The sequence below is a fragment of the Micromonospora sp. NPDC007220 genome (assembly GCF_040634035.1).
Taxonomy (GTDB): Bacteria; Actinomycetota; Actinomycetes; order Mycobacteriales; family Micromonosporaceae; genus Micromonospora; species Micromonospora reichwaldensis.
In genome coordinates this window covers 19,331-45,868 of the sequence record NZ_JBEYEU010000007.1, presented here as the reverse complement: position 1 = coordinate 45,868, position 26,538 = coordinate 19,331, and the positions used below count along the sequence as shown (strand labels likewise).

The 26,538-nt window shown below is 73.2% G+C and carries 28 protein-coding genes and 1 pseudogene; 5 read left to right on the top strand and 24 right to left on the bottom strand.

What is annotated here, in order from left to right:
• The first annotated feature begins 105 nt into the window (after positions 1–105).
• Positions 106–450, top strand: coding sequence for a metallopeptidase family protein (locus ABZ573_RS15845; RefSeq protein ID WP_192581591.1), 345 nt, complete (start codon positions 106–108; stop codon positions 448–450).
• Between the two features lie 65 nt (positions 451–515).
• Positions 516–1,238, top strand: coding sequence for an AIM24 family protein (locus tag ABZ573_RS15840; protein ID WP_358118719.1), 723 nt, complete (start codon positions 516–518; stop codon positions 1,236–1,238).
• 115 nt (positions 1,239–1,353) lie between these two features.
• On the opposite strand, the gene pheA is transcribed toward ABZ573_RS15840, so the two are convergent.
• From pheA to ABZ573_RS15815, 5 genes are all read right to left on the bottom strand, one after another.
• Positions 1,354–2,307 carry a prephenate dehydratase gene (gene pheA, locus ABZ573_RS15835; RefSeq protein ID WP_327029996.1) on the bottom strand — a complete coding sequence of 318 codons (954 nt, stop codon included), beginning with the start codon at positions 2,305–2,307 and terminating at the stop codon, positions 1,354–1,356.
• 9 nt (positions 2,308–2,316) lie between these two features.
• On the bottom strand, positions 2,317–2,814 hold the full coding sequence (locus tag ABZ573_RS15830; protein WP_358118936.1) for a hypothetical protein: 498 nt from the start codon (positions 2,812–2,814) through the stop codon (positions 2,317–2,319).
• 248 nt (positions 2,815–3,062) lie between these two features.
• Entirely contained in the window at positions 3,063–3,452 is a 390-nt protein-coding gene (locus ABZ573_RS15825) for an ACT domain-containing protein (RefSeq protein WP_121397477.1), read from the bottom strand.
• 75 nt (positions 3,453–3,527) lie between these two features.
• Positions 3,528–3,986, bottom strand: a complete 459-nt coding sequence (locus ABZ573_RS15820) for a hypothetical protein (protein WP_151455392.1) — start codon at positions 3,984–3,986, stop codon at positions 3,528–3,530.
• Between the two features lie 175 nt (positions 3,987–4,161).
• On the bottom strand, positions 4,162–4,902 hold the full coding sequence (locus ABZ573_RS15815; RefSeq protein WP_327029993.1) for a hypothetical protein: 741 nt from the start codon (positions 4,900–4,902) through the stop codon (positions 4,162–4,164).
• 163 nt (positions 4,903–5,065) lie between these two features.
• On the opposite strand from ABZ573_RS15815, the gene ABZ573_RS15810 reads away from it, so the two are divergent.
• Positions 5,066–6,301, top strand: coding sequence for an arginine deiminase (locus tag ABZ573_RS15810; RefSeq protein WP_151455390.1), 1,236 nt, complete (start codon positions 5,066–5,068; stop codon positions 6,299–6,301).
• 91 nt (positions 6,302–6,392) lie between these two features.
• On the opposite strand, the gene ABZ573_RS15805 is transcribed toward ABZ573_RS15810, so the two are convergent.
• The 16 genes and pseudogenes from ABZ573_RS15805 to ABZ573_RS15730 all read right to left on the bottom strand — a co-directional run bounded on the left by ABZ573_RS15805 (position 6,393) and on the right by ABZ573_RS15730 (position 21,934).
• Positions 6,393–7,277, bottom strand: a complete 885-nt coding sequence (locus tag ABZ573_RS15805; protein ID WP_358118715.1) for a DUF5926 family protein — start codon at positions 7,275–7,277, stop codon at positions 6,393–6,395.
• 59 nt (positions 7,278–7,336) lie between these two features.
• Positions 7,337–7,786 (bottom strand): ATP-binding protein, encoded by a 450-nt coding sequence (locus ABZ573_RS15800; protein ID WP_358118713.1) that lies wholly within the window; start codon positions 7,784–7,786, stop codon positions 7,337–7,339.
• A gap of 36 nt (positions 7,787–7,822) precedes the next feature.
• Positions 7,823–9,280 carry an ATP-binding protein gene (locus ABZ573_RS15795; protein ID WP_151455387.1) on the bottom strand — a complete coding sequence of 486 codons (1,458 nt, stop codon included), beginning with the start codon at positions 9,278–9,280 and terminating at the stop codon, positions 7,823–7,825.
• 73 nt (positions 9,281–9,353) lie between these two features.
• The gene (locus ABZ573_RS15790) at positions 9,354–10,145 is read right to left on the bottom strand and encodes a glycerophosphodiester phosphodiesterase family protein (protein WP_358118710.1); all 792 of its coding nucleotides are present in this window, start codon (positions 10,143–10,145) and stop codon (positions 9,354–9,356) included.
• Positions 10,146–10,155: 10 nt separating this feature from the next.
• The gene (locus ABZ573_RS15785; RefSeq protein ID WP_132240515.1) at positions 10,156–10,491 is read right to left on the bottom strand and encodes a rhodanese-like domain-containing protein; all 336 of its coding nucleotides are present in this window, start codon (positions 10,489–10,491) and stop codon (positions 10,156–10,158) included.
• 53 nt (positions 10,492–10,544) lie between these two features.
• Positions 10,545–11,483, bottom strand: coding sequence for an LCP family protein (locus ABZ573_RS15780; protein ID WP_358118708.1), 939 nt, complete (start codon positions 11,481–11,483; stop codon positions 10,545–10,547).
• 221 nt (positions 11,484–11,704) lie between these two features.
• The gene (locus ABZ573_RS15775) at positions 11,705–12,919 is read right to left on the bottom strand and encodes an LCP family protein (RefSeq protein WP_358118706.1); all 1,215 of its coding nucleotides are present in this window, start codon (positions 12,917–12,919) and stop codon (positions 11,705–11,707) included.
• 233 nt (positions 12,920–13,152) lie between these two features.
• Complete coding sequence (locus ABZ573_RS15770) at positions 13,153–14,391, bottom strand: LCP family protein (RefSeq protein WP_358118704.1); 1,239 nt, start codon at positions 14,389–14,391, stop codon at positions 13,153–13,155.
• 75 nt (positions 14,392–14,466) lie between these two features.
• On the bottom strand, positions 14,467–15,444 hold the full coding sequence (locus tag ABZ573_RS15765) for a UDP-glucuronic acid decarboxylase family protein (protein WP_327029986.1): 978 nt from the start codon (positions 15,442–15,444) through the stop codon (positions 14,467–14,469).
• A gap of 103 nt (positions 15,445–15,547) precedes the next feature.
• Complete coding sequence (locus ABZ573_RS15760) at positions 15,548–17,221, bottom strand: cation acetate symporter (protein ID WP_327029985.1); 1,674 nt, start codon at positions 17,219–17,221, stop codon at positions 15,548–15,550.
• Positions 17,199–17,570 carry a DUF485 domain-containing protein gene (locus tag ABZ573_RS15755; protein WP_358118702.1) on the bottom strand — a complete coding sequence of 124 codons (372 nt, stop codon included), beginning with the start codon at positions 17,568–17,570 and terminating at the stop codon, positions 17,199–17,201. Before ABZ573_RS15755 ends, ABZ573_RS15760 begins: the two co-directional genes overlap by 23 nt.
• Before the next feature lie 210 nt (positions 17,571–17,780).
• Positions 17,781–18,320: pseudogene (locus ABZ573_RS15750) on the bottom strand (flavin reductase family protein); the annotation flags it as partial.
• A 122-nt stretch (positions 18,321–18,442) separates the two neighbouring features.
• The gene (locus tag ABZ573_RS15745; protein WP_358118700.1) at positions 18,443–18,850 is read right to left on the bottom strand and encodes a hypothetical protein; all 408 of its coding nucleotides are present in this window, start codon (positions 18,848–18,850) and stop codon (positions 18,443–18,445) included.
• A gap of 116 nt (positions 18,851–18,966) precedes the next feature.
• The gene (locus ABZ573_RS15740; RefSeq protein WP_327029983.1) at positions 18,967–19,461 is read right to left on the bottom strand and encodes an SRPBCC family protein; all 495 of its coding nucleotides are present in this window, start codon (positions 19,459–19,461) and stop codon (positions 18,967–18,969) included.
• A gap of 23 nt (positions 19,462–19,484) precedes the next feature.
• Positions 19,485–21,185 (bottom strand): ABC transporter permease, encoded by a 1,701-nt coding sequence (locus ABZ573_RS15735; protein ID WP_358118698.1) that lies wholly within the window; start codon positions 21,183–21,185, stop codon positions 19,485–19,487.
• Positions 21,170–21,934: an ABC transporter ATP-binding protein gene (locus ABZ573_RS15730; RefSeq protein ID WP_311409885.1), complete on the bottom strand. Its 765-nt coding sequence runs from the start codon at positions 21,932–21,934 to the stop codon at positions 21,170–21,172. The genes ABZ573_RS15735 and ABZ573_RS15730 overlap by 16 nt, the downstream gene beginning before the upstream one ends.
• A gap of 180 nt (positions 21,935–22,114) precedes the next feature.
• Here ABZ573_RS15730 and ABZ573_RS15725 point away from each other — a divergent pair, with 180 nt between their 5' ends.
• Positions 22,115–22,615, top strand: a complete 501-nt coding sequence (locus tag ABZ573_RS15725; RefSeq protein ID WP_151455373.1) for a SigE family RNA polymerase sigma factor — start codon at positions 22,115–22,117, stop codon at positions 22,613–22,615.
• Positions 22,608–23,432, top strand: a complete 825-nt coding sequence (locus ABZ573_RS15720) for a hypothetical protein (RefSeq protein ID WP_358118695.1) — start codon at positions 22,608–22,610, stop codon at positions 23,430–23,432. The genes ABZ573_RS15725 and ABZ573_RS15720 overlap by 8 nt, the downstream gene beginning before the upstream one ends.
• Before the next feature lie 62 nt (positions 23,433–23,494).
• On the opposite strand, the gene ABZ573_RS15715 is transcribed toward ABZ573_RS15720, so the two are convergent.
• The 3 genes from ABZ573_RS15715 to ABZ573_RS15705 form a co-directional block, all read right to left on the bottom strand.
• Entirely contained in the window at positions 23,495–25,135 is a 1,641-nt protein-coding gene (locus ABZ573_RS15715) for a cation acetate symporter (RefSeq protein ID WP_151455579.1), read from the bottom strand.
• A 1-nt stretch (position 25,136) separates the two neighbouring features.
• Entirely contained in the window at positions 25,137–25,526 is a 390-nt protein-coding gene (locus ABZ573_RS15710; RefSeq protein WP_151455584.1) for a DUF485 domain-containing protein, read from the bottom strand.
• Between the two features lie 287 nt (positions 25,527–25,813).
• Positions 25,814–26,479 (bottom strand): DUF5701 family protein, encoded by a 666-nt coding sequence (locus ABZ573_RS15705; protein WP_358118692.1) that lies wholly within the window; start codon positions 26,477–26,479, stop codon positions 25,814–25,816.
• Between the last annotated feature and the right edge of the window lie 59 nt (positions 26,480–26,538).

Sequence of the window (26,538 nt, the reverse complement as noted above, 5' to 3'; positions counted from 1 at the left end):
CGACCGCCACGGGGATCACGCTCCCCGTGGCGGCCCGCCGAGCCGGACCGGCGGCCCGACCGGCGCGGGCGGGCCGTGTCGTCGGGCAGAATGGGCGGGGTGCCGGTGGAGATGAGTCGCGAGCGCTTCGAGGAGCTGGTCGGCGACGCGCTCGACGAGGTGCCCGAGGAACTCCTCGCCCTGATGAGCAACGTCGTGATCCTGGTGGAGGACGACCCGCCCCCCGGCGAGGACCTGCTCGGCCTCTACGAGGGGCACGCCCTCACCGACCGCGGCTGGGACTACGCCGGCGTGCTGCCGGACCGCATCCTGATCTACCGCAATCCCATCCTGCGCATCTGCGACGACGACGAGGACGTCGTCGACGAGGTGGCGGTGACGGTGGTGCACGAGATCGCCCACCACTTCGGCATCGACGACGCCCGCCTGCACGAGCTGGGCTGGGGCTAGCGGGCGGCGGTTGCCCCGGTCGCCTACCGTCGGTCCAGGTACCGCGAACTCAGGAGGCACTTCCAATGCGCAGCGAGCTGTTCTCGGCGGAGAACCTTGAGAAGGAGTCCGCGCAGCCCGGCATGCGGCTGCAGAACTCCAAGATGTTGAAGGTCGAACTCAACGGCGAGATGATGGCCCGGGTCGGGTCGATGGTCGCCTACCAGGGGCAGGTGCAGTTCCAGGCGCTCGGCTCCGGCGGGCTCGGCAAGTTCCTCAAGCAGAAGCTGACCGGCGAGGGCGTCCCGCTGATGAAGGTCTCGGGCCGGGGTGACGTCTTCCTCGCCGACTTCGCCAAGGACGTGCACATCATCGACCTGGAGCCCGGCGACGCGCTCTCCATCAACGGCTCCAGCGTGCTGGCCTTCGACTCCACCCTGCAGTACGACATCCGGATGGTCGGCGGGGCCGGCATGGCGTCCTCGTCGGGCCTGTTCAACTGCGTCTTCAGCGGTTACGGCCGGATCGCCATCACCACCAAGGGCACTCCGGTGGTGCTCAGCGTCGACGCCCCCACCTACGTCGACCCGCAGGCGGCGGTCTGCTGGTCGGCCAACCTCCAGACCGGCTACCACCGTGCCGAGCAGCTCGGCCTCGGCACGCTGCTGGGCCGGAGCACCGGCGAGGCGTTCACGATGAGCTTCGCCGGCCAGGGCTTCGTCGTCGTCCAGCCCTCCGAGGAGCCGCCCGTCATGGGCAGCGGCTCCCAGGAGCAGCAGGGCGGTCTCCTCGGCGGCCTGCTCAGCTGATTCACGCCCCGCACCACCTCGCACCGCCCCCGCCCGCGTCGACCGGCCCCGCCGGATCCGACGCCGGTCGGGGGCGGTGCCGTTGCGGGGCCCGCAGTCGGCTCCGGGCCTGCCGTCAGCCGAGGTCGCCGGCGCGCAGGCGGGCCAGCCAGGCGGCCGCGTCGGCGTAGTCGGCGTCCGAGAGGCCGGCGGGGGCCGGGATCGGGCGGTCGCCCGTCCCGGGGAACCGGTGCCGGGGGTACGAGCCCAGGAAGCGCACGTCGGCGCAGACCCGGCGCAGCCCCTGCAACGCCTCGCCGAGGCGTACGTCCGCCACGTGCCCGGCGCAGTCGAGGAAGAAGACGTAGCGGCCGAGCGCCTCGCCCGTCGGGCGGGACTCGATCCGGCTCATGTTGACCCCGCGGACGGCCAGCTCCATCAGCACCGACAGCAGCGCGCCCACCCGGTCGTGCGCGATGTAGACCGCCAGGGACGTCACGTCGTCGCCCGTCGGCGGCGGGGGCGGCCCGGGGCGGGACACCAGCGCGAAGCGGGTCACCGCGTCCGGGTGGTCGGCGATCTTGTCGGCGAGCACGTCGAGCCGGTGCCGCCCGGCCCCGATCGGGGCGCAGATCGCCGCGTCGTACTCGCCGGTGGCGGCTCCGGCGGCGGCGGCGCCGTTGGAGAGCACGTCGACCACGACGGCGTCGGGCAGGTGCGCGCGCAGCCAACCCCGGCACTGGGTGGACGCCTGCGGGTGGGCGGCGACGCTGCGCACGTGCGGGAGGGTCGTGCCAGGCCGCGCGGCGAGCACGAACTCGACCGGCAGGACCACCTCGCGGGTGATCACCAGGGGTTCGCCCTCGGCGAGCTCGTCCAGGGTCACCCCGACGGCGCCGCCGATCGAGTTCTCCAGCGGCACCAGGGCCGCGTCGGCCTCCCCGGTCCGTACGCCCTCCAGCGCCTCCGGGACGCTGCGGGCCGGCGTGCGGCTGCCCCGCTCGGCGGCGGGGATGCTCTTCAACGCCTGCTCGGCGAAGGTGCCCTCCGGCCCGAGATAGACGAAGCGCGTCGGCGGTGTTCCCGGCATGGCGACAGCCTACGCACCCGGTACGCCGAGCGACCCGCCCTCGCAGACGCGCGTCCGGATACCGGGCGGCCCGGCGGCACGGACCTCGGCGGTGCAGACGTCGGTGCCGGCGGTGACCAGTCGCGGGGCGCCCGGCCGGCCCTGGGTGATCACCTGGAGCGTCTCGTGCCCGGTCACGTCGAGCACCGTGTAGTGCCACTCGCCGGCGCAGAGCGGCCCGGTCCGCACCCGGACCCGGACGCCGTTCGGCAGCACGCCACCCCGGCCCCGCACCAGGTCGACGATCCGCGCTCCCGAGGGGCCGTCCGGGCACGGGACCGCGACCAGGCCGGGGTCGACCGTGGGGGTGTTCCCTCCGGCGCCGGGCAGGCCGGTGGTGGGCGGGGGCGTCAGCGCGGCGCTGGGCGTGGCGGGGAGCACGGTGCGGGTCGGGGCGGTGGTCGGGGCGGGGCGGCGTAGCTCCGGTGGGGTGCCGCAGCCGGCGAGGGGCAGCGCGGCCAGCAGCACGACGGCTGCGAGGCGGCGGGCGTACGCCGGCGGGGCCGGGCGGGACGAGGCCCGTACGGGCGGCAGGGGCGGAGCAGACAGGGCGCACGGGCGAACCGCTCCGGGCCGGGCCGCGGGGCCGGGCGGTCGGGCGGGCGTGGCGGGGCGCGAGGGGGTGGGCGGCACGGCCGATCCTCGGGACATCGGGGAGCGTCACTGCGGCCGGGAGGCCGAGCCCATCCTAGGAGGAACCGGCGGGCGGGTGAAGATCAGCCGAGGACGCGATGGCCGGCACGCTCCAGCGCGGCGGTCGCCTCGCGGAGCCGCACGGCGGGAACCAGCAGGTAGTCGGTGTCGTAGGTGGAGAAGGCGACCACGCTGACCCGGGCTGCGGCGAGAGGGTCCACCAGCGCGGCGAGGGTGCCGCTGACCGCCAGGTCGAGCGGTTCGGCGACTCGCAGGCAGCGCCAGGCGGTCTCGCCGACGGCCTGCTCGGGCGCCCGGTCGGCCGGGCAGATCAGCGAGATCCCGTCGGCCGTCCAGCTCACCGTGACGACGTCGCCGTTGCTCAACCCGCCCGACAACTCGGGCGGCAGGGCGGAGCCGGCGGCCAGGCGGCACACGGCGTACTTCCCCGGCAGCAGAGCGATATCGAGCATGAGGGCACCTTACGGCCTCGGTGCGGGCCCGCCCCAGATTCGCCGCGTGCGGCGAACGCCACATCCCGCCGCTGGTCAGACCGGGGAGAAGAACGTGAGCGAACCGGCGACCGTCCCGCTGGTGAACACCGGGGTGGAGATCGCGTCGACGGTCGAGTCCGGCGAGTCGGTCGACGCGGCCTGGACCCGGAGCAGCCCTCGGGCCAGGCGCCCGGAGGAGAGCGCCAGCAGCGGCGGGATCTTGTCGATCTCGGGCTCGGTCAGCTCGCAGCGGTTGGCGGTGAAGTCGAGCAGCCGTAGCCCGCCGTCGAGCAGCGGCAGCCCGGTCACGTCCTCCGGGTCGCCCAGGAAGAGCAGCTCGCAGCCAGCGACGGAGACGGCGACGACCCTCGTCCCGGCGTCGATGAGCAGGCACGGCTCGTCGGCGTGGGAGACGGTCGACGACCACCGACCGAGGTTGTCGAACTCCTGCCCTGTCGGTGTTCCCGCCGCCGGCACGAACACGTCAGAGAGCGAGAGTTCGACGTGGGCCACCGCGCCTCCTATGTACACCGACGGTCCGTCCACGCTAGCCGGTCGTCGCGGGTGACGCCGACCGCGCGTGGTCGCCGGGCCGCCGGTGGGTGAGGGATGCCCTGACCAGACGGCCGGCGACGGCGCGACCGACGGGTGCCGACCGGCACCCGGGTGCGTGGCGTCGCCGGTGACGTTACCGTCGGTTGGCCGGCTTGTCAGCGGCCGTTCGGCCGCCCTCGTACCACCGGTAGTCCGCGGCCGGCCGGTACGCGCCGTTCACCCAGGTCTCCGGGTGCTGCGCGACCCGCGAGAGCTTCTCGGCCGTGGCCGGACTGATCCGGCTGCCCCCGGCGACGAGCAGGCGGTCCAGCTCGCGGTGGGTGGCCATGAGGCAGTCCTTCGGCAGGCCGTAGACGCTGATGACGCCGGAGCCGACGAAGGTCAGCACCGGCGTCACCGGGATCGGCAGTCCCACGGCGTCGGAGAGGGCCTTGCTGGCCCGCTTGGCGTCGCGGCGGGCCTCGGCCACGTAGGGCGGGCGCTTGCCGTTGATCTGGACCACGTCGCCGGCCACCAGCACCCGGGCCCGGCCGTGGTCGGCGATGGTGACCGCGAAGAGCCCGCTCGGCCCGATGGCGAGGAAGCCGGCGCGTTCGTCGCGCTCGTGGTCGAGCAGGAGATCGGCGGCGTCCGTGCGGGGCCACTCGATGACGTGCCACGCGGGCCCGAGATGGTCGAGCCGGCCGAGCGCCCGTGCCCCGGCCGCCTCCAGCCGCCGGGCGCCCCGCTCCGCCCTGCGGCGGCGGGCCCACTCCAACGGGGACGGACGGACGGGTGCGAGCACCCCCGGGGACTCCACGCGGGGGTGTGGCACCGCCGCGGGCGGCAGTGCCCGGGCGGACGGTACGGCTTGACGAGCGGGAAAGACAGTCATCGCGACCTCCGGCAAAAGGTCCCTCGAAGTTATGTCCTCACTACCCTACGTTGCCAGTCCCCTGTGTCGGCAAGTTGGAACGCCGGAGTGAGTGTGGATGAATGCCATATTCATCCACCCCTGTTTTATCGGATGCCGCCAAACCCTGCCCTACGCTGCGAGGGTGACCCACTACGTGGACAGCGAAGTCGGTCGGCTCGGGACGGTGCTGCTGCACCGCCCCGGTCCTGAGTTGGCCCGGCTCACCCCCCGGAACAACGACTCGCTCCTCTTCGACGCCATCCCATGGGTCGGACGGGCCCAGGAGGAGCACGACGCCTTCGCCGCCGCCCTGCGCGAGCGCGGCGTCGAGGTGCTCTACCTTGCCACCCTCCTCGCCGAGACGCTCGCCGTCGCCGACGCGCGGGCCGAGCTCACCGGGGAGGTGCTCCGTTCGCCCAGGCTCGGCGACTCGCTGCGCGCCCGGGTCGCCGACCACCTCGCGTACCTCGATCCCGTCGCGCTCGCCGACGTGCTCATCGCCGGGCTGGCCCACGAGGAGCTCCGGGTCAGCCGGGAGCGCCCGGGCGGCCTCGTCTACACCCTGATGGACCGGCACGACTTCGTCATCGACCCGCTGCCCAACCTGCTGTTCACCCGGGACTCCTCGTTCTGGGTCGGCGACCGGGTCGGGGTGACCAGCCTGGCGATGCCGGCGCGGCGACGGGAGACCACGCTGACCGACGCCATCTACCGGCACCATCCGCGCTTCGCCGGCACCGAGCTCGTCTACCAGCCCGGCCTGGAGCACCTGGAGGGCGGCGACGTGCTGCTGCTCGCGCCGGGGGTGCTGGCCGTGGGGGTGGGCGAGCGGACCACGCCCGCCGGCGCGGAACGCCTCGCCCGGCAGGTCTTCGCCGCCGGGCTCGCGCACACCATCCTCGTCGTCCCGATCGCCCAGGAACGGGCGACCATGCACCTCGACACCGTCTGCACGATGGTGGACGTCGACGCCGTGCTGATGTACCCGAACATCGCCCACACGCTGTCGGCGTACACGGTGATCGCCGGGGCGGACGGTGAGGACCCGCGGGTGGACGGCCCGGCGCCGTTCCTGCGGGCCGCCGCCGACGCGATGGACCTGCCCCAGCTCCGGGTCATCGACACCGGCCTGGACCCGGTGACCGCGGAACGCGAGCAGTGGGACGACGGCAACAACACCCTGGCCATCGCGCCCCGGCTCTGCGTGGGCTACGAGCGCAACACGGAGACCAACGCGCAGCTGGAGCGGGCCGGCATCGAGGTGATTCCGATCGCCAGCTCAGAGCTGGGCTCGGGCCGGGGCGGACCACGCTGCATGTCCTGCCCGCTGGTCCGCGAGCCGCTGGGCGCACCGGGGGAAGGAAGGGCCCCTTCCTGACGTGTCCGGTCCAGGAGGTCCCATTCTCACATCGCAGCCGCCGCGCGAGGCGGCTGCGATGTGAGGGCGGAGGGTGAGCGGGGCGTCCGGCTCAGCGCAGGGTGAGTTGGCGGCCGAGCAGGCCGTGGCGGGCCCGCCGGCCGGCGGCGTCCAGGGGGGTGGGCTCGGCGAGCGCCTCCGCGTAGCGCTTGGCGAAGTCGGCGACCGGCTGCTCCCAGTCGGCGGCCGGGACGTCCTCCGGCAGGTCCCAGACGGGCACCAGCCGGCCGTGGGCCCGGAACATGCCCGCGAAGCGGGTGTTCTCGCCGAGCACCAGCGTGCCGGCGACGCTCAGCCGGGACAGCGCGTCCAGCGCGGCGTCCTCGTCGTCGGGCAGCACCCAGCGCACGTGGGCCTTCTCCGGCACCTGGCACCAGTACGCGGCCCGGGCGGCGGCGAGCCGTACGGTGGGGTAGATCGCGGCGTTCGCCCGCTCCAGGGACGCCTGCACGTTCGGGTCGTCGCCGGCCCCCGGGTCGAGCCAGAACTCGAACCCGTCGTGCATGCCGACCTCCAGCGGGCCGTCGGCGAGGACGTTCTGCAACCGGGGGCCGGGGCCGGGCAGCGGCGGCACGGGCACCGGGCGGCCCGGCTCGGCCCGCAGCGCGCAGAGCAGCGCCTCGGCCAGGTCCCGGGAGACGTCGCCCGACTGGAGGTGACGCTGGAGCCCGATGAGGACCCGCCCGTCCGGCTTGGTCATGGCCGGGGTGGCCATCGGCAGCACGGTGGCCAGGGTGACCTCCCGGTCGCCGAACTCCTCGACCAGGGCGGGGGCCAGCCGCAGCGGCGCGGAGGCGGCCGGCACCAGTTCCCGCAGGGCGATCCACTCCGGCTCGTCGGTCAGCCCCTCGAACGGTCGGGGCACGAAGATGTCCCGTACCTTCTCCCGCTTGGGGGTGGCTTCGGCGGCCCGCTGGCTCTTTCGACGCTTGCTCACGGCGAGACAGCCTAGAGGCCCCGGCGGCCCGGCGGGGCGGGACCCGCCCTCGCGGTCGGTCAGCCGGCCACGGCAAGGTCCGACCGGGTGACGTCGGCAGGGTCGAACTCGGCCCACACGCTCTGGCCCAGGCCGTCCCGCTCGACGCCCCAGCGGTCGGCCAGCCCCGAGATGATGTGCAGCCCCCGGCCGTCGACGGCGTCGGTGTCGGTGATCCGCATCGTGGGGCCCGCGGCGGCGCCGCCGTCGGTCACCCGGAGCTGCACCTGCTGGCCGCCGGACGAGTCGCGCAGCCGCCAGGCCACCCGGACCACTCCGCCGGGCAGCGGGTCGGCGTGCCGGACCGCGTTGCCGACCAGTTCGGCGAGGACCGCGACGAGGTCGGCCAGGAGCGGCGGGGGTACGACGTCGGCCAGCTCCTCGGCGAGGCGTCGCCGCGCCACCCGCGCCCCAGCGGCGTGGTGGGGGACCACCACGCACCATGCCCGATCGGCAGCTCCCGTCGACACCTTCGTCCCTTTCACGCCCCCGTTGCCCGTCGCCGGTCACCCGCGGGGCAGCCGCACCTCTGCGACCGTACCGCCACCGGCCCTCGGCCGTAGGGATACCCATCCATTCTGCTGTTCAACGATCCGACGGACGAGATAGAGGCCGAGTCCGGCCCCGGCGTAGCGGCGGCGGTCGCCCGACTCGCCCTGCCAGAACCGGTCGAAGGCCCGCTCCACGTGCTCCGGCCGGATGCCGATGCCCTGGTCGCGTACCTGGAAGGAGACCGTCGACCCGTCCGCGTCGGCGGTGATCTCGATCAGCGAACCGGGCGGGGAGTACTTGCCGGCGTTCGTGCACAGCTCCGTGAGCACGGTGGCGAGGCTCAGCCGGTGGCCGAGCGCCTTGGGCAGGTCCGCGGGGAGGCGGAGGACGAGCCGCTGCCGCAGCTCCGCCGGGAGGTCGACCGCCGCCGCGCGCAGCGCGTCACCGAGGTCGTACGGGGCGGGAGGCTGGTCGCCCGGCCCCGCCTCGGCGGCGGAGGAGAGCAGCCGGTCCACCAGCCGGGCCAGCTCGTTGGCGCGTTGCCCGATCACGCGGGCGGCCTGCCGCCGGTCGGTCTCGGTCAGCGACTCCCAGTGGTCGGTGAGCGTGTCCGCATAGCCCTTGATCACGGTCACCGGCGTACGCAGCTCGTGGCTGGTCACCGCCACGAAGAGATCACGGTCGTGGTCGCGGCGCTGCTGGTCGGTGATGTCCCGGAAGGTGACCACCCGCAGGGTGCCGGGGCCGGGCAGCTCCCCGGAGGTGATCGTGAGCCAGCGGCCGTCCGGCATCCGGTGGTCACGCACCTGCCCGGACGGGGGCAGCGGGAAGGGCAACGGCTGGTTGAGCGCCTGGGCCACGGAACGGCCGGTGACCCGGGCGGCGGCCGGATTCCAGAGCCGGACGTGGTTGTCCCGGTCGACCACGGCCAGGCCGTCCGCCAGCGCCGCCACCACCGGCCCGTCGCCGTGCACGGGCAGCCCGGTCTGGTCGCCGTACATGTGGGCGATGCAGGAGGCCAGGTAGCCCGCGACGGCGTGCTGCTCGGCGTCGGGCGGGTCGTCGCCGTCGGGGTAGAGCACGTGCAGGCTGCCGACCGTCAGCCCGCCGATCTCCGCGCGGGAGACCACCATCCGGAGCAGGCCCCGTTCGGCGAGTTCGGCGCAGAGCCTGCCGGTCAGCTCGTCCGTGCGGACCTGGCGCACCCGCGCGCCGGAGAGCAGGCAGACGGTGGCGGGGTCGTCGGCCGGCACGGGGTGGCCGACGGCCCACTCGGCGGCGCCGGTCGCGGCGATCACCCGGCCGCCGGTCGGCGCGAACTCGACGAACGCCGTGCCCGCCGCGCCGAGCGCCGACCGGGCCACGCGGAGCAGGTGGGTGAGCACCGGAAGGCCGGTGCCGCCCGAGTTGATCATTTCGATCACCGTGGTGTGGCCGGCGATGAGAGCGGAGAGGTCGGTGCGCTCCGGCATCCTCCGAGTGTGCCCCGCCGGCCAGTCCGGGGACACCCCTGCCCGACCGGGCCTCCGCGCGCTGCCACCCCGGTCAGCGGCCCAGGCTGGCCAGCGTGTGCGCCGGCCGGTCGGTGATGATGCCGTCCACCCCGGCGGCCAGGACGAGGTCCAGGTCCGCCGGCTCGTTCACGGTCCACACGAAGACCTGGTTGCCCGCCGCCCGCAGGGCGGGCACCAACTGCGGGCGGGCACGCACCAGGGCGACGCCGGGGCCGGCGATCCGGATGCCGAACGGCAGCCGCCCCAGCCGCACCCAGCGCGGCAGCACATCCAGCAGCAGCACCGTGGGCAGCGCGGGGGCCAACCCCCGGACCCGGCGTACGGCCAGCGGCGAGAACGACATGACGGTGACCCGTACCGGATCGTCCGGTTTCGGCTCGGTCAGGCCGTACCTCCGCAGCATCGCGACGAGCCGGCGCTCGACGTTCCCGCCGTGGCGGGAGGGGTGCTTGGTCTCCACCAGTAGCCGCACCGGCCTGCCCGCGGCCAGCACCGCGTCCAGCAGCCGCTCCAGGGTCAGCAGCCGCGTGTGCGACTCGTCCAGCACCTCGTCGCCGTCGGCGGGCGCGCAGCCGGGGTGCCAGGAGCCGAAGTCCAGCGCCTCCAGCTCCGCGAGGGTACGGGCGCTGACCAGTCCCTGGCCGTTGCTGGTGCGGTCGAGCCGGCGGTCGTGCACGCAGACCAGGTGGCCGTCCCGGGTCAGCCGGACGTCGCACTCCAGCCCGTCCGCGCCCTCGTCGAGGGCCCGCAGGTAGGCCGCGAGGGTGTGCTCGGGCAGGTCGTGGGAGGAACCGCGGTGCGCGAAGACGAGAGGGGCGTCCATCCCGATCGTCCTAGAGGACCCGGCCCGGCTGCCCGTCCTCGCGGACCACTCCTCGCCCGGCGGCGGCCCACTCGCCCATCCCGCCCTCGACGTTGCGCACCTGGTCCCAGCCGTTGCGCATCAGGTAGGCGACGACCTGCGCGGAGCGCCCGCCGGAGCGGCAGATGACGGCGACGTCGCGGTCGGTCGGCACCTCGGCGATCCGGGCCGGCAGCTCCATCATCGGCAGGTGGTGCGCGCCGGGAGCGTGGCCGGCGTTCCACTCGTCGTCCTCCCGGACGTCGAGCAGGTACGCGTCGTCGGCGATCTCGGTCACGGTCACGGTGGGAACCTGGGATCCGAACACGGGCCAAGCCTAGATCCTCGCCCGGGCGGCCGGCGGCGGGCCGCCCCCGGGCGTCACAGCCGGGTGACCCACCGCGGGTTGGCGCGCGCCCAGTCCGGCACGCGGGTGCCGCGTACCGCCTCGAAGAGGCCGTTCCCGCCGTTGTCGAGCACCACGTACGACACCTGGTCGATGGTCTGGGGGTGGGAGGGGACCTGCACGCCGCGCAGCGCGTCCGCCGGCAGGTCGCGCAGCGCGAGGACCAGGTCCTCCAGCCGTACGCCGTTGGTGTCCACGGTCAACGAGCCGCCCACTGCGCGGATCACCTGGTCCAGCTTGACCGGGTTGGTCCGCAGCGACGTCTCGCTCGTGCGCTCCAGCACCGCCCGGAGCAGTTGCTGCTGGTGGGTCTGCCGGTCGTAGTCGCCGCCCGGCAGGTCGTAGCGCTGGCGGACGTAGTCCAGCGCCTGGCCGCCGTCCATCTGCTGGCAGCCGGGCGCGAAGACGCGGTCGGTGTGGATCGAGCGGACCTCGGTGTCCACGCACATGCGTACGCCGCCGAGCAGGTCGATGACCTTGCGGAAGCCGGAGAAGTCGATCAGGGCCGCGCCGTCGAAGCGGATGCCGGTCAACCGGGACAGGGTGGCCGAGAGCAGGCGGGTGCCCGGCTGGCCGCCGCCGCCGTGCTCGTACGCCGCATTGATCTTGTCCTGGCCGCCGCCGTAGCCGTTGCCGGCGGGGATGGCCACGAGCAGGTCCCGGGGGACGGAGACCAGGTACGCCTCGCGCCCGCCGGCGGGGACGTGCACGATGAGGATGGTGTCCGAGCGTCGGTCCGCGGCGCTGCCGCTCTGCCAGCGGTCGGTTCCCACCAGCAGGTAGTTCAGCGGCCCGTCGGGGTCGGTGCGCTTCTGGCGGGCGGTGGGGTCGAGCAGTTGCTCCCGGACGACGCTGCCCTCGTACCGGTCGCTCAGCACCTCCAGGCCCGCCACGGCGAGCCCGGCCAGCAGCACCAGGGCCAGGCCCAGGCCGAGCAGCAGCCGGGGCCAGCGGACGCGGGGCGGCCGGGCGGGCCGGGTGTCGGTCCCGGCCCGGCCCCGACCGTCGCCCGTCGATCTGGACGTGACGCCTCCCCGCGACCCGTACGTGAATCCCTCTCACGTCAGGTTACGAGTCGACCACGGCGGTCCGGGCCGCTTCGCCGACATCGCCCGGCGGGCCGCCCCGGCCGGCGCTACTCGCGGCTGGAGACCACCTCGGGGTTGGCGAAGACGAATTCGGCCAGCTTGTCCTGTTTCACCGCGCGGAACATGTCAATCGTCTGGGCGCTGAGCGTCTCGCGGCTGCCGTCGCTGTGGAAGGTGCCGCCGTTCGTCTTCAGCATCACGAGGTCGTTGCCGGTCACCCCGCGCATGGTGAAGACGAAGTCGGGGACCGGCACGCCGGCGGTGTCGAGAATGAATGCCTTGCCGGCCGCGTCGATCAGCTTGTTCAGCTTGATCGGGTTGGTCAGCGTCCCGTCCTGGGTGGCCTTCTTCGCCATCGCCTTGATCAGCTGCTGCTGGTTCTGCTGCCGGTCGTAGTCGCCGTTCTTGAGGCTCTTGCGCTGCCGGGAGTAGTCCAGCGCCGCCCAGCCCTCCATCTCGCGGCAGCCCTTCTTGTGCACCACGGGCGTCCGCTGCTTGCCGGTCTTCTTCGCGTCCGCGTTCCACATCGGCTTGCCGTCCACGTACGACATGTGGATCGACTCGACCTCCTGCTTGACGCAGATGCGCACCGTGCCGAGGGCTTCGATGACGTTCTTGAATCCGCCGAAGTTGATGATGGCCGCGCCGTCGAAGCTGATCCCGGTCATCTTCTTGATCGTCTGCGCCATCAGCTGGGCGCCGCCCTCCCAGCCGCCGCCGTTGCCGGCGCCCGCCTGGAACGCCGCGTTGATCTTGTCGACGCCGCCCTTGTAGCCGCTCGGCTTGAAGGCCGGGATCTGGGCCTCGGTGTCCCGCGGGATCGAGATCAGGTACGCCTGGTCGTGCGTCGCCGGGATGTGCAGCACGATGATGCTGTCGGCCCGCACGTTGTCGGCGGCCCACCGCTCCCGGGCGTCCACGCCGAGCAGCAGCATGTCGATCGGGCCGTCCAGGCTGGCGCCACCCTCGGCGTCGGTCTTGCCCGCGTCGCCGAGGAGGTTGCGTTGGGCGATGTTGCCGGTGGCGCTGCTGATCAGCGCCTTGCTGCCGACGATGGCCGCACCGCTGGCCACCATCAGCACGGCGCCGAAGATCAGGGTGAGTCGGGCCCAGAGCGGGTCCTTGCGGCGCGACCGCTTCTTCGCGGACCCGCCACCGGGCTTGCCGCCCTTGACGGGCTGCTTCGGGATGCTCGTGGAGGCCCGGACCGGGCCACGGGGGGACTCCAGCGCCGGAGGGCGACGGCTGGTCTGAACCGGCATGCGTGCTCCAGCTCGCGTTTGTCAGGGGGGCGGGATCACTTTACGGACGCTTTCCCGTCCTGGCGAGGTCGTCCGACCGTCAAATGCCGTTCGTACGGCCGTCATGCAGGAAAACTGACCGAACGGACAGATCGATACGGCTGGTCGGCGGTTGGCTCACAGGAAGCGGTCGGCCGGCCCTCCGAATCGTGATGACGTTCGTCGATCACGGGAGGGCCGGCCGGCGGAGCTGGTCAGTTTCCGGTGCCGTCCTTCTTCTTCTGGTTGGCCTCGACCCATGCCGTCATGGTGTCGGCCGACATCGCCTTGTACATGGCCAGCGCCTTCTCCTTGTCCGACACCACCACCGACTCACCGTCGATGGTCTGGCTGCCGACGTGCGGGCTGGTCACGAAGGTGAGGTTCTCGCCGCGCAGGTTGCGGAACTGGACCCCCATGTCGACAAGCGAGAAGCTCTGGTCGACGGTGACCGCGGCGGTGACCGACTTGAGGAAGTCGTTCAGCTTCTTCGGATTGGTCAGCGTGCCCGTGCTCGCCGCCTTGTCCATCAGGGCGCGGAGGAAGTCCTGCTGGTGCCGCATCCGGGCGAAGTCGCCGTCCGGGAACTGCTTGCGCTGCCGGATCCAGTCCAGCGCCTCGGCGCCGTCCATGTGGTTGGTGCCCTTCGTGAACGTCCGGTACGGCTTGTGGATCGAGGTGACGGTCCGCTCGACCTTCAGGTCGACGCCGCCGAGGGCGTCGGTGACCTGCTTGAAGCCGGCGAAGTCGATCGCCATCACGTGGTCGAGCCGCACGTCGGTGAAGCACTCCACCGTCCGGACGGCCAGCGGCAGCCCGCCGAAGGCGAAGGCGGCGTTGATCTTCCCCCGCTGCCCGCTGCCGCAGTCGGCGTTGGCGCCCTCCGGGATCGGCACGTAGAGGTCACGGGGGATGGAGACCAGATAGGCCTTCTGGTGGTCCGACGGGATGTGCATCACGATGATCGTGTCGGCCCGCCACTTGCTGGACTTGTCCACCGGGGCGTCCGGGTCCCGGGAGTCGCTGCCCACCAGCAGGATGTTCAGGGCGCCGTCCACCGCCTTGGCCGGGCGGCCCCCCGTGATCTCCGAGAACGGGTCGGTGCGGGCCAGGTCGTCGTCGAGGCCGCGGGCGTAGAACCAGGCGCCCACCCCGCCGAGCAGCGCGAGCACCAGCACGGCCACGCCGGCCACCAGGGCGATCCGGCCCCAGCGAGGGCGGACGCCGCCCCGGCCCGGCCGGTCCGGTCCGGTCGGTCCGCCTGGCCCGGCCGGTCCGCCCGGACCCGCGGGACCGCCCGGGCCGCCGGCCCGTGGCTCGTCCGCTGCCGGGGACCAGTGGGCCTCGGCCGGCCGGGCGCGTCCGGCGTCCCGGCCGGGGCCGGGCACCGAGGCGCGCCCGGCGCTGCGGTGCAGGTGCGGGAGTGGAACTCCGGCGGGCATGGTCGCTGACATGTAACTCAGGGTACGTACGCGTAGCCACTGTCGCCCTGTGGCGCCGCCGACGTGTGCGCCGGCGGCGGGCGTTCGCTAGACCATCCGCTCGCGGAAGTACTCGATCGTGCGGCGGAGGCCGTCCTCGGGCGCCACGGTCGGCTCGTATCCGAGCAGCTCCCGGGCGAGGGTCAGGTCCGGGCGGCGCATCTCCGGGTCGTCGGCGCTGCGGGTGATGTAGGTCACCTCGGAGCTGCTCCCGGTGAGCGCCACGATCGTCTCAGCCAGCTGCCGCATGCTCATCTCGTGCTCGGTGCCGCAGTTGATCGGCCCCGTCTCGCGGGAGTCGAGGAGCAGCAGGATGCCGTGCACCAGGTCGGACACGTAGCAGATCGAACGGGTCTGGTTGCCGGTGCCGTGCACGGTGATCGGCTCGCCGCGCAGCGCCTGCGAGATGAAGGTCGGGATGGCCCGGCCGTCGTCCGGGCGCATCCGCGGGCCGTACGTGTTGAAGATCCGGACGATGGCCGTGTCGAGCCCCCGGCTCCGGTGGTAGGCCATGGTGGCCGCCTCGGAGAAGCGCTTCGCCTCGTCGTAGACGGCGCGGATGCCGATCGGGTTGACGTTGCCCCAGTACGACTCGGGCTGCGGGTGCTCCTTCGGGTCCCCGTACGCCTCGGAGGTGGAGGCCATCAGGAAGCGGGCGCCGTCGGCGACCGCGCGCTCCAGCAGGTGCAGGGTGGCCACCGAGCCGACGCGGAGGATCTCCACCGGCAGCTTCTCGAAGTCGGTCGGGCTCGCCGGCGAGGCCATGTGCAGGATGGCGTCGAACCGCTCGGCCATCGCCGGGTGGTGGGTCGGCAGGCCGTCGGAGATGTCGGCCTCGACCAGGGTGAAGTTCGGCTCGTCCAGCAGGTGGGCGACGTTCTCCTTCGACCCGGTGATGAAGTTGTCGAGCGCGACCACGGTGCAGCCGCGAGCGATCAGGGAGTCCACCAGGTGCGACGGTACGAAGCCGGCGCCGCCCGTGACGAGGATGCGGTGACCGGGTCCGAAGCGGGCAACAGCGTTCATGCCGGTCAGCCTACCCACTGTCCCGAGTCGCCCTGACGCAAGGAAGGGTCCCTCGTCGCCCGGCGACGACGAGGGACCCTGCCCCGCATCTGTGGGAGGCCCGTCAGTGGGCGCCGGCGCCGGTGACGGAACGCACCTCCAGCTCCGCGTACTTCGCCTCGTCGTGCTCCTTGGAGATCACGGTGCCGATCCACCCGCACAGGAAACCGAACGGGATGGACAGGATGCCCGGGTTGGACAGCGGGAACCACTGCCAGTCGTGCTCGGGGAACATCGAGGTGGCCGCTCCGGAGACCACCGGCGAGAAGAACACCAGCAGTACGGCGGAGAGGAGGCCGCCGTAGATGGCCCACACCGCGCCCGAGGTGTTGAACCGCCGCCAGAACAGGCTGTAGAGGATCGCCGGCAGGTTGCCGGAGGCGGCCACCGCGAACGCCAACGCCACCAGGAAGGCCACGTTCAGGTTCTGTGCGTAGATCGACAGCACGATCGAGATCGCGCCGATCACCAGGGCGGAGACCCGGGCGACCCTGACCTCCTGCCGCTCGGACGCCTTACCGTCCTTGATCACGTTGGCGTAGAAGTCGTGCGCCAGGCTGGACGAGGAGGCCAGCGTCAGGCCGGCCACCACGGCCAGGATCGTGGCGAAGGCGACCGCCGCGATGACCGCGAGCAGGGTCGCCCCGCCGAGATCGCCGCCGAGGAATTCGATGCCGAGCGCCTCGGCGAGCTGCGGCGCGGCCGTGTTGCCGGCCTTGTCCTGCGCGGTGATCGCCTCGCTGCCGACCAGCGCCGCCGCGCCGAAGCCGAGGGCCAGGGTGAGCAGGTAGAAGGTGCCGATGATGCCGATCGCCCAGAGCACGCTCTTGCGGGCCGTCTTCGCCGTCGGCACGGTGTAGAAGCGGATCAGGATGTGCGGCAGGCCGGCGGTGCCGAGCACCAGCGCGATGCCGAGCGACAGCAGGTCCATCTTGTTGTAGAAGGTCTGCGTCGCGTCGCCGGCCACCTCGACCCCGTAGCGCAACCCCGGTCCGAGGAGCGCGTCGCCCTTGCCGGAGGAGGCCGCGGCGGCGCCGAGCAGCTCCGACAGGTTGAAGTTGTACTTCGCCAGCACCAGCACCGTCATGATTGTCGCGCCGCCCATCAGCAGGAACGCCTTGACGATCTGCACGTAGGTGGTGCCCTTCATGCCGCCCACCGTGACGTAGACGATCATGAGCGCGCCGACCATGATGATGGTGGCGACCTTGGCGGTGTCGGCGTCCATGCCGAGGAACGTCGTACCCGGCTTGATGCCGAGCAGCAGGGCGACCAGCGCGCCCGCGCCGACCATCTGCGCCAGCAGGTAGAAGATCGACACCGTGATGGTGGAGACGGCCGCGGCGGTCCGCACCGGGCGCTGGCGCATCCGGAAGGCCAGCACGTCGGCCATCGTGTACCGGCCGGAGTTGCGCAGCAGCTCCGCGACCAGCAGCAGCGCCACCAGCCAGGCGACCAGGAAGCCGATGGAGTAGAGGAAGCCGTCGTAGCCGTAGAGGGCGATCATGCCGGCGATGCCGAGGAACGAGGCGGCCGACATGTAGTCGCCGCCGATGGCCATGCCGTTCTGGAAACCGGAGAAGGACCGGCCACCGGCGTAGAAGTCGGTGGCGGTCTTGGTCTGCCGGCTGGCCCAGATGGTGATGGCCAGGGTCACCGCAACGAAGACCAGGAAGAGCGTGATGGTGAGGTTGCGGGCGGTGGTGCTGCCCGCCTCAGCCGCGAGGACCGTGTTCATTGCCCACCTCCCCGATCTCGGCGCGGATCCGGTCGGCGACCGGGTCGATCTTCCGGTCGGCGAACCGCGAGTAGAGCCAGGCGATGAGGAAGGTCGAGACGAACTGGAGCAGGCCGAAGACGAGGGCGATGTTGATGTTGCTGCCGAAGAGCTTCGTGCCCATGAAGTCCCGCGCGTACGCGGACAGGATGACGTAGAGCGCGTACCACAGGAAGAACGCGACGGTCATCGGGAAGATGAAGCCGCGCAGCGTGCGCCGCAACCCGGCGAACTCGTCCGACCGCTGCACGGTCAGGTACCGGTCCGCCGCCGAGGTCGACGGCGTGGACGCGGGTGTGTCCGTGGACATTCGTGGATCACCACCTTCACAGGCGTGGGGAGTTTCGCGCACGGTAGAAAGCGCGCTCCCCGCCGGGGAAGGGCGAGATCGACGCCGGTCGGCGGCTGCGCCGAACGGCACGGTGGCTGCGCCGAGTGACGCAGCTCACTCCGTTCACCGGTCGTCGATGTGGCCCCGGGTGGGCCGGACGGTCGCCGTCGACGCCGCCGGTGACGGTCGTCAGGTCAGCTCGCGGTAGCGGCCCCGGTAGTGCAGCAGCGGATCCGTCTCCCCGGTCAGCTCGACGGCCTCGATGGTGGCCTCCACCAGCAGGCCCCAGCCGTACTCGCGGGCGGAGTCGAGCCGGCACCCCGCCCAGCCGCCCGCGTCGGCCGGCACCGGGCCGTAGGGGGTGTCGGTCCACACGCCGGTGGCGAACAGGCCGCCGGGGGACGGGAAGAGGCCCGCGAACCGGTCGGCGAGCTGCCGGTGCGCCGGGCCCAGCGGCGCCACCGCGAAGCGGCCGGCGGACTCGACCGCCGCCCACAGGTCGGACTCCGGGTCGACCAGGCCGAGCAGCCGGTCCGGCTCGCCCTCCGCGACCAGCGTCGAGGAGACCGTCAGGCCCGCCGGCTCCGGCGCCGTCCAGAGCGTCACCGGCGACGCCAGCCGACCCCGCAGCCGGCGTACGGGCGAGCGTTGGTCGGCGGGCACGGCGAACGGGTCGATGTGGTGGATCTCGGCGCCCGGCTCATGATTCACGTGAAACATTGTGCGGCCTGCCCCGCCCCGACGGGCCCGGATGTGGCCCCTGGCGTCGTCAGACGGCGCGCCGCCGCTGTTGCCGGCGCGTCGGTGATGCGGTGCGGTGAGTGCCCGCCCTCGCGGCCCACGTCATCAGATCACATGATCTCAGCGGGCTTGATGTGCAGGTTCAGCAGCATGTCCTCGAAGGCCTCGGGGCCGAATCGCGCCGCCACCATGTGCACCGGTGAGCAGATCATGTCCAGTGTCGCGACGCCCACGGGGCGCCTCTCGACGCCGGTCACCACCAGGGTCGTCCCCCGTACGGTGACGTCCTCGATCGTGACGTCGTAGCCCAGCACGGGGCGGGTCCCCACCGAGAGCATGATGACCGTCTCACGTGCGAGGTCCACCAGCGGCGGTGGCGGGACAGGCTGCACTCCCCGATTGACCGATGCCCGGTGCTGCGCCCACGACCCTGATCGGCGGATCAGAAACAGGCCGTAACTCGAGCCGGCACCGGATGCCTGCCCGTGGTACAGGGTGCGGAAGTTCGCGCGGCTCACCCGCTGACCCTACCGGCACCGACCCTCGGTGCAGCCGTCGAGATCTTGGACGTTCTGCGCCCCTCCAGGGGCCGTTCCCTGCCAAGATCTCGGCAGGGTGCGCGTACCGCTGGGGGTCAGTCGTCGGCGGTCAGTGACCGGCGGGCGGCGGCCAGCACCTCCGGGTCGGTGCAGCCGGCGGCGTACCCGGCGATCCGGCGGCGGATGTCGCGGCCGAGCAGCCAGGAGCCGATCCGGTCCGCGACCGGGCGGAGGAACGCGGGCCGGCAGCGGAAGCTGTACCGCCAGGTGGCGATGGCGTGGCCGGGCTCCGGGGCCGGCGCGAACCGCCAGCCGCCGGCGAACATCTCGAAGAACCACGGCCCGCGCACCATCTTCATCCCGACGTGGCTCGGTGGGGCCCAGGAGACGTACTCGCTGACCATCGCCAGGCCGTGCCGGGACCGGGTGAAGGTCCGCACGCCCTTGCCGGGCCGGGTCGCCCCGTCGGTGAAGTGCTGCTCCCGCACGAACGGGTCCCACCGGTAGCGCACGGGCGCCGTGGTCTGGGAGACCGCGAAGGCCAGTTCGGGTGGGACCGGCACGGTGATCACCGCTTCGACGACGGGCATCAGGCCATTGTCCTGTTCGATCGTCAGCGGCGCGGGGTGACCGTGGCGAGCAGTTCCGGCATCCGGCGGTCCAGCACGTCGCCGGCCAGGTACGCGCCGAGCAGCGCCGCCCCCAGGCCGTACGCGGCCCCGAGCGGCAGGGCCAGCCAGAGCCAGACGTCGCCGAGCAGCCCGGCGGCCACCACCATCGGCACCGCCGCCACCGCGGTGGCGAGCATCGCCAGCAGGGTGAGGAAGCTCTTCGCGATCCCGGCACCGGTGTTCAGCGCGAACGGGTTGCTCGTCTCCGGCAGCGAGTACGCCCCGAGCACCGAGACGAAGCAGTTCACCGCCAGCCCCGCGCCGTACGTGCCGAACAGCGTGCCCGCCATCAGCCCGATCCAGCCGGGCTCGCCGATGACCACCGCGACGACCACGGAGATCACCGCCAGCATCGGCAGGACGTAGAGCGAGAACGCGGCCATCCGGGCGCGCAGCTCCTGCTGGCCGGAGACGCCCGCGACCACGTTCGCCGCGTACGCGCTGCCGTCGAAGCCGAACTGGTTGGCCAGGGTGACGGCGGCGAGCAGCCCGACGAAGAGCATCGACAGGCTGGACAGCACCGGGGACGGGTCGGAGCTGGCCGTGAACCCCTCCGCGCCGTCGATCGTGAAGCCCGAGCCGCCCAGGTTGACCATGACCGGCACGAAGAGACCGACGACCGCGACGGTGATCAGGTTGGCCCGGCGTCGGGCGTCCCGCCACCAGTAGCGGGCCTCCCGGGCGACGAGAGCGCCGAACCGGTCCCGCCGGGCCCAGCCGAGGACCCTCGGGAAGAGCTGGGCGACCGCCCCGCCGGTCGTACCACGCTGGGCGCGGGCCGGCCCGGCACTGGCCGTGCCCACCATCGCGGACTCGAGCGAGCGGGACCACCAGGCCAGCAGCGCGACGATCGTCGCCGCCGTGATCAGCAGCTTCACCGGCGCGGCCCAGACGCGGCCCTCGGCCACGTCGATGCCGGCCGTCCAGGGAGCGCCGAACGGGGTCCAGGCGACCACCTCTGCCACCCCCTGGAGGCGGTCCCAGTCGGCGTCGGAGAGGGCGGCGATGCCCAGGAGCTGCAACGGCCCGAGCAGCGCGGCGAGTACGGCGAGCAGCACGGCGGCGAGGTCGCGGACCCGGCGGGACCGCAGCGCGGTGGCGAAGGCGCTGGTCACCGCGCGAGCCGCGGCGACGCAGAGCAGCAGCCCGCCGACCACCCCGACGAAGGCGACCGCGGCGGCCGACCAGCCGCCCAGCGCCCCGGCGGTGACCACCAGCCCGCACAGGGCCAGCAGCACCGAGATCGTGGGGACGCTGACGAAGGCGGCGGCGAAGAGCCCGGTGACGAGCGTGCGGCGGGGCAGCGGCAGCAGCGCGAACCTCGCCGGGTCCAGCGTCTCGTCCACCCCGAAGAAGACCAGCGGCAGCAGCAGCCAGCCGAGCACCGTCAGGCCACCGCCGAAGGCAGCCACCATCAGCGCGTAGCGGCTTGAGTCGGCCAGGCCGGGCGCGGCGAAGAGGAAGAAGCCGGTGCCGGCGAACCAGAGCCCGAACACCGCGCCGCCCACGAAGAGGGCGACCCGCCAGCCCTGACCCCGGAAGTTGTTGCCCATCACCCGCAGCTTGAGCCGGACGAAGTGCCGGGCGGAGACCCGCCGGGCGGGCTGGGCGGAGACGGTCGGTCCGGTCACTGCGACAGCCACGCCAACTCCTCGCCGGTCGCCGTACGGCCGCCGACCACCTCGACGAAGACCTGCTCCAGCGAGCGGCCGCCGCGCACCTCGTCGATGGGACCGACCCGCTTGATGGTGCCGGCCGCCAGGATCGCCACGTGCGAGCAGAGCCGCTCGACGACCTCCATCACGTGGCTGGAGAAGACGACGGTGCCACCCCCGGTCACGTACCGGTGCAGGATGTCCCGGATCAGCGCGGCCGACACCGGGTCGACCGCCTCGAAGGGCTCGTCCAGCACCAGCAGCCGGGGCCCGTGCAGCAACGCACAGGCCAGCCCGATCTTCTTCTTCATGCCCGCCGAGTAGTCGACCACCAGCGTCCGGCCGGCGTCGCCGAGCGCGAGCACGTCCAGCAGCTCCGCCGCCCGCTGGTCGACCACCGCCGGGTCCATCCCCCGCAGCAGGCCGTGGTACGCGAGCAGCTCCGCGCCGCTGAGCCGGTCGAAGAGCCGTACGCCGTCGGGCATCACGCCGAGCAGCTGCTTCGCCCGCACCGGGTCGGCCCAGACGTCGTGACCGAGCACCCGGGCACCGCCGGCGTCCGGCCGGAGCAGCCCGACCGCCATCGACAGGGTGGTGGTCTTCCCCGCGCCGTTCGGGCCGAGCAGGCCGTAGAAGGAACCGGCCGGCACGTCGAGGTCGACACCGGCGACGGCGACCTTGCCGTCGAAGTGTTTCGCCAGGCCACGCAGGGAGAGCGCCGGGTGCTCAGCAGTCATGCGTCGACCGTATCCGGCCCGGACCAGCGGCTGCTCCGGCCGCAGGATGATCCCCGGTCATCCCCGAGTCGGACCCGGGCTTCCCCACCGGCGGAGCGTCGACCGCCGGCACCGGACCCGCTGCAACCCGTCGCCCCGCTGCGGGGTGACCAGAGGGCAGGATCGCGACGGGGAGGGACATTGCAACCGGACGACGGCTTCGAGGAGTTCTACCGCACCACCAGACACCGGATCGTCACCGTGCTGTACGCGCTGAGCGGCGACCTCGGCGAGGCGCAGGACGCGGCCCAGGAGGCGTACGTGCGGGCCTGGCAGCGCTGGCGCCTGGTCGGCGGGTACGGCGACCCCGAGGCGTGGGTCCGCACCGTGGGCTACCGGCTCCTCGTCAACCGGTGGCGCAAGATCCGTAACGGGATCACCGCCTACCGCCGGCACGGTCCGGTCCCCACGGTCGGGCCACCCTCGGAGAACACGGTCGCCCTGGTGGCGGCGCTGCGGCAGTTACCGGCGGAACAGCGGCAGGCGATCGTCCTGCACCACCTGGCCGACCTCTCGGTCGCCGACATCGCGACGCAGACGAACACCCCGACCGGCACCGTGAAGGCCCGCCTCGCCCGGGGTCGCAAGGCTCTCGCCGCCCTGCTCGACACCACCCTCCCCGAGGAGGTCAGCAATGCCTGATCAACCCTTCACCGACCTGTACCGCGACACCGAGAACCTGACCTGGGCGCCGGTCGAGCAGGTCCGCCGGCGCGGCCGGCAGCGCACCCTGCGTACCCGGGCCGCGGCGACCCTGTCGACGGTCGTGGCCGTGGCCGCGGTCGCCACCGGCGCGGCGGTCCTCGCCGACGGTCGGGACGCGACACCGCCTCTCCCGCCCGCCACCGGCGCGCCGACCCCGACGCCCCCGGCCACCCCGACCCCCGCCTCCTCCCCGGCCCCGACGGAAGACGCGACGTCCGAGTCTCCGGCGTCCGGGCCCGCGGGCCCCGCGAGCCGGGAGGTCCCGCCGGCCGCCCTGCTCGCGGCGGGGGACCTGCCCGACGGTTTCCGGAAGGTGCCCTGGACCGACGGCGACTGGTCCCTCGATGCAACCTCCACGCGCTGTCGCAACGCGGCGCCCCCGCTGACCGTCAGGAAACAGGCCGAGCGGGGCGCGGCCTTCCGGGCGGCTCCCGAGGAGGCGGTCGTCGAGCGGGTGAGGCGCTACGCGTCGGAGGACGCGAAGGTGACCATGGATCGGGCGCGCCGGCTGGTGACGGGCTGCCGGCCCCACGATCCGGAGCAGTCGCTGGCGATCGTCGACTCGGGCTTCGCCGGGGACGAGTCGCTCCTGGTCGCTGCGACCGGCGACGGCACGCCGAGCCGCTGGCTCCTGGTCCGGCGGGGCGACCTGGTCGCGGAGGTCTGGCTGAAGGGCGAGGACGATCCGGCCGAGGCGCGGCGGATCGCGCAACGGGTGGCCGAGCGGCTCTGCGCCGGCACCGAAGCCTGCTGAACGGCCGGATCGTCCGTCGGGAGGGCATTTCCCGCACCGCGCGTGACGGCGCGGGCCCCTCCTCACAGCCGCAGCGCCTCCGGGGCGTGCAGGCGGAGCATGGTGGCGCCGACGTCGGCCGGCGCCCGGCGGCGGGTCGCCATCGAGACCGCCACCATCACGGCGAAGGCGAGCGGCACCGTCCAGGCGGCCGGCTGCGCGGTGAGCGTGGCCGGCCAGCCGGACAGCGGCGGGCCGAGCACCGTGACCAGCACCGCCCCGACCGCCGCGCCGCCGCCGACCAGGATCCCGGCGGCGGCGCCGAGGTCGGTCAGGCCCCGCCACCAGATGCCGAGCACCAGCAGGGGGCAGAAGCTGGACGCGGCGACCGCGAAGGCCAGCCCGACGACCTGGGACACGTCCAGCCCGGCGAGGTTGAGCGCGAGCACCGTCGGCACGGCTCCGGCGATCACCGTGGCGAGCCGGAAGCCGCGTACCGAGCCGCGCCCCAGCACGTCCGTGGAGATCACCCCGGCGACGCTGGTGAGAAGCCCCGACGAGGTGGAGAGGAAGGCCGCGAACGCGCCGGCCGCGACCAGCGCGGCGAGCAGCCGGCCGGCGGTGCCGTCGCCGAGCGCCGCGCCGGGCAGCAGCACCACCACCGCGTCGGTCTGCCCGCTGAGCAGCAGTTGCGGGGTGTAGATCCGGCCGAGCACCCCGTAGATGGTGGGCAGCAGGTAGAACGCCCCGACCAGGGCGAGCACCACCAGCGTGGTGCGGCGGGCGGCGGCGCCGTCGGGGTTGGTGTAGAAGCGGACCAGCACGTGCGGCAGGCCCATCGTGCCGAGGAACGTCGCCAGGATCAGCGAGTAGGTGGCGAACAGTCCCCGGTCGTCGTCCCCGGCGGCGCTGGGCAGCAGCCAGTCGGCGGCGTCCGTGGCCACCCCGGACACCTCCGGCACCGCGTCGCCGGCGGCGAAGGACAGCTCGTCGCCGGGGCGTACCTCCTGGATCCGGCCGTCGGGGTGGGTGAGGGTCGCGCGGTGCTCGACCACGACGGTGGTCGCGGTCCGGAACGCCGGTCCGTCGGGCGGGGTCACCGCCGGGCGGGCGTCGGCCTGCCACTGCAACGCCAGGAAGATCGCCGGTACGGCCAGCGCGGTCAGCTTCAGCCAGTACTGGAAGGCCTGCACGAAGGTGATCGCGCGCATGCCGCCGAGCGCGACGTTCGCGGTGACCACCACGGCCACCAGCAGGGCCCCCAACGGGTACGGCGAGCCGGTCACCGTGGCCAGCGTCAGCCCCGCCCCCTGGAGCTGCGGCACCAGGTAGAGCCAGCCGATGAAGATCACGAAGACGGTGGCGAGGGTGCGCAGCCGGCGCGACCCGAGCCGCAGCTCGCAGAAGTCCGGCAGGGTGAACGCGCCGGAGCGGCGCAGCGGCGCGGCCACGAAGAGCAGCAGTGCGAGGTAGCCGGCGGCGAAGCCGACGGGATACCAGAGCACGTCGACGCCGTACTTGAGGATCAGCCCGGCGACCCCGAGGAAGCTCGCCGCCGACAGGTACTCCCCGCCGATCGCGGCGGCGTTCCAGGTGGGGCTGATCGCCCGCGAGGCGACCAGGAAGTCGGAGGTGGTCCGCGCCAGCCGCAGCCCGTAGAAGCCGATGCCGACGGTGACCAGGGTGACCGCCACGATCGCCGGTACGACGTAACCGTTGCCCACCTCAGCGCTCCGGCCGCTGGACCAGGTCGGTGAAGTCCTGCTCGTTGCGTTCGGCCAGCCGCACGTACGCCCAGCCGACGGCGATCAGGAACGGGAACGACGCCACCCCGAGCAGCAGCCAGGGCAGGTTGACGCCGAGCACGGTGACCCGGCCGACGGCGGGCGCGACGGCGAAGAGCCACGGCAGCCCGCCGAGCCCGATCGCCACCACCAGGGAGAGCCGCAGGGCCAGCGCGAACTGGGCCCGGACCAGCCCCCGTACGAGCGCGTCGCCGACCCGGGTCTGCTGGGCCAGCTCGGCGCGGGTGCGTTCCGCCCGGTCCTCGCGGCGGGACACCTCGGCCAGCACGATCCGGGTCCGGGGCTGGGGTGGCGTGGGCCGCCCCGGCACCCCGGGCCGGCCCGCGTGCCCGGGCGTCCGGCTCGCGTGCTCGGGCGTCCCAGACCCGCCCTGCCGGGGCGCGGGGACGGGATCGTCGGCAGCGGCCACCCCGGCAGTCTCGCCCGATCGCCGCGAATGTCAAGGGCAGTCGTCGGCGTCACGCCCGCCCGGGCCGGCTCGGGCGAAGCCGTCCACACCGGGCTGTGGACAACCTGTGGAGAACGGGTCACGCCTGTGGATAACTCGTGGCGGGCGCGGCGGGGCAGCCGGTGGTCGGTCACCCCACCGCGCGGCACTCACTTCGTGTCGACGTGCTCCAGGCCGACGCGCTCCGGGCGGGCGGAGGCGGAGCCGAGCCAGGTGTGCGGGTTGCCGTACCAGCACCAGCCGAGCTTCGGCGCGCCCTGGCTGATCCAGAGCGCCGGCACCCGCTTGTCGCCGCAGCGGGAGCCGACCAGCGAGAAGCACTTGTTCTTCGCCAGCGCCTCCGGGTACAGGGTGACGAAGGCGAGCCCCTCGTCGATGGTGAGCGGCAGCCGGTCCTGGCCGGTGATCACCTCCATGGCGACGGCGGGCGCGAGATTCAGCGTCTCCTCGCCCCGGTCGACGTCGAAGAGCAGGTACGCCGGCCCGGCCGGCACCTCCAGCTCCTTGATCGGGTCGAACTTCGGCAGGTCGCCCTCGGCGTAGTGCCGGTCGACGATCCCCGGCTTCCGCTTGCCGGCGAGGGTGGTGAGCGCGACGCGCTCCTCCACCGGCACCAGGTCGCGGGTGACCACCAGGAGGAAGGGCACCCGCCCCTCGGCCGGGGCGGGCAGGTCGGCCGCCCCGGCGACGGCCGCCGCGCGCAGCGGCGCGACCAGGTCACGGAAGGCGTCCTCGGTCAGCTCGGCCAGGGCCGGATAGCCCAGCTCCACCAGCCGGTCGAGCTGGCGGTCGAATTCGGTCGCGGCGTCGAACAAGGCGGCCTCCAATTGTCGTACGGAGTACCGTACAGCGTACGCCGAAGCGCGCGTATTCC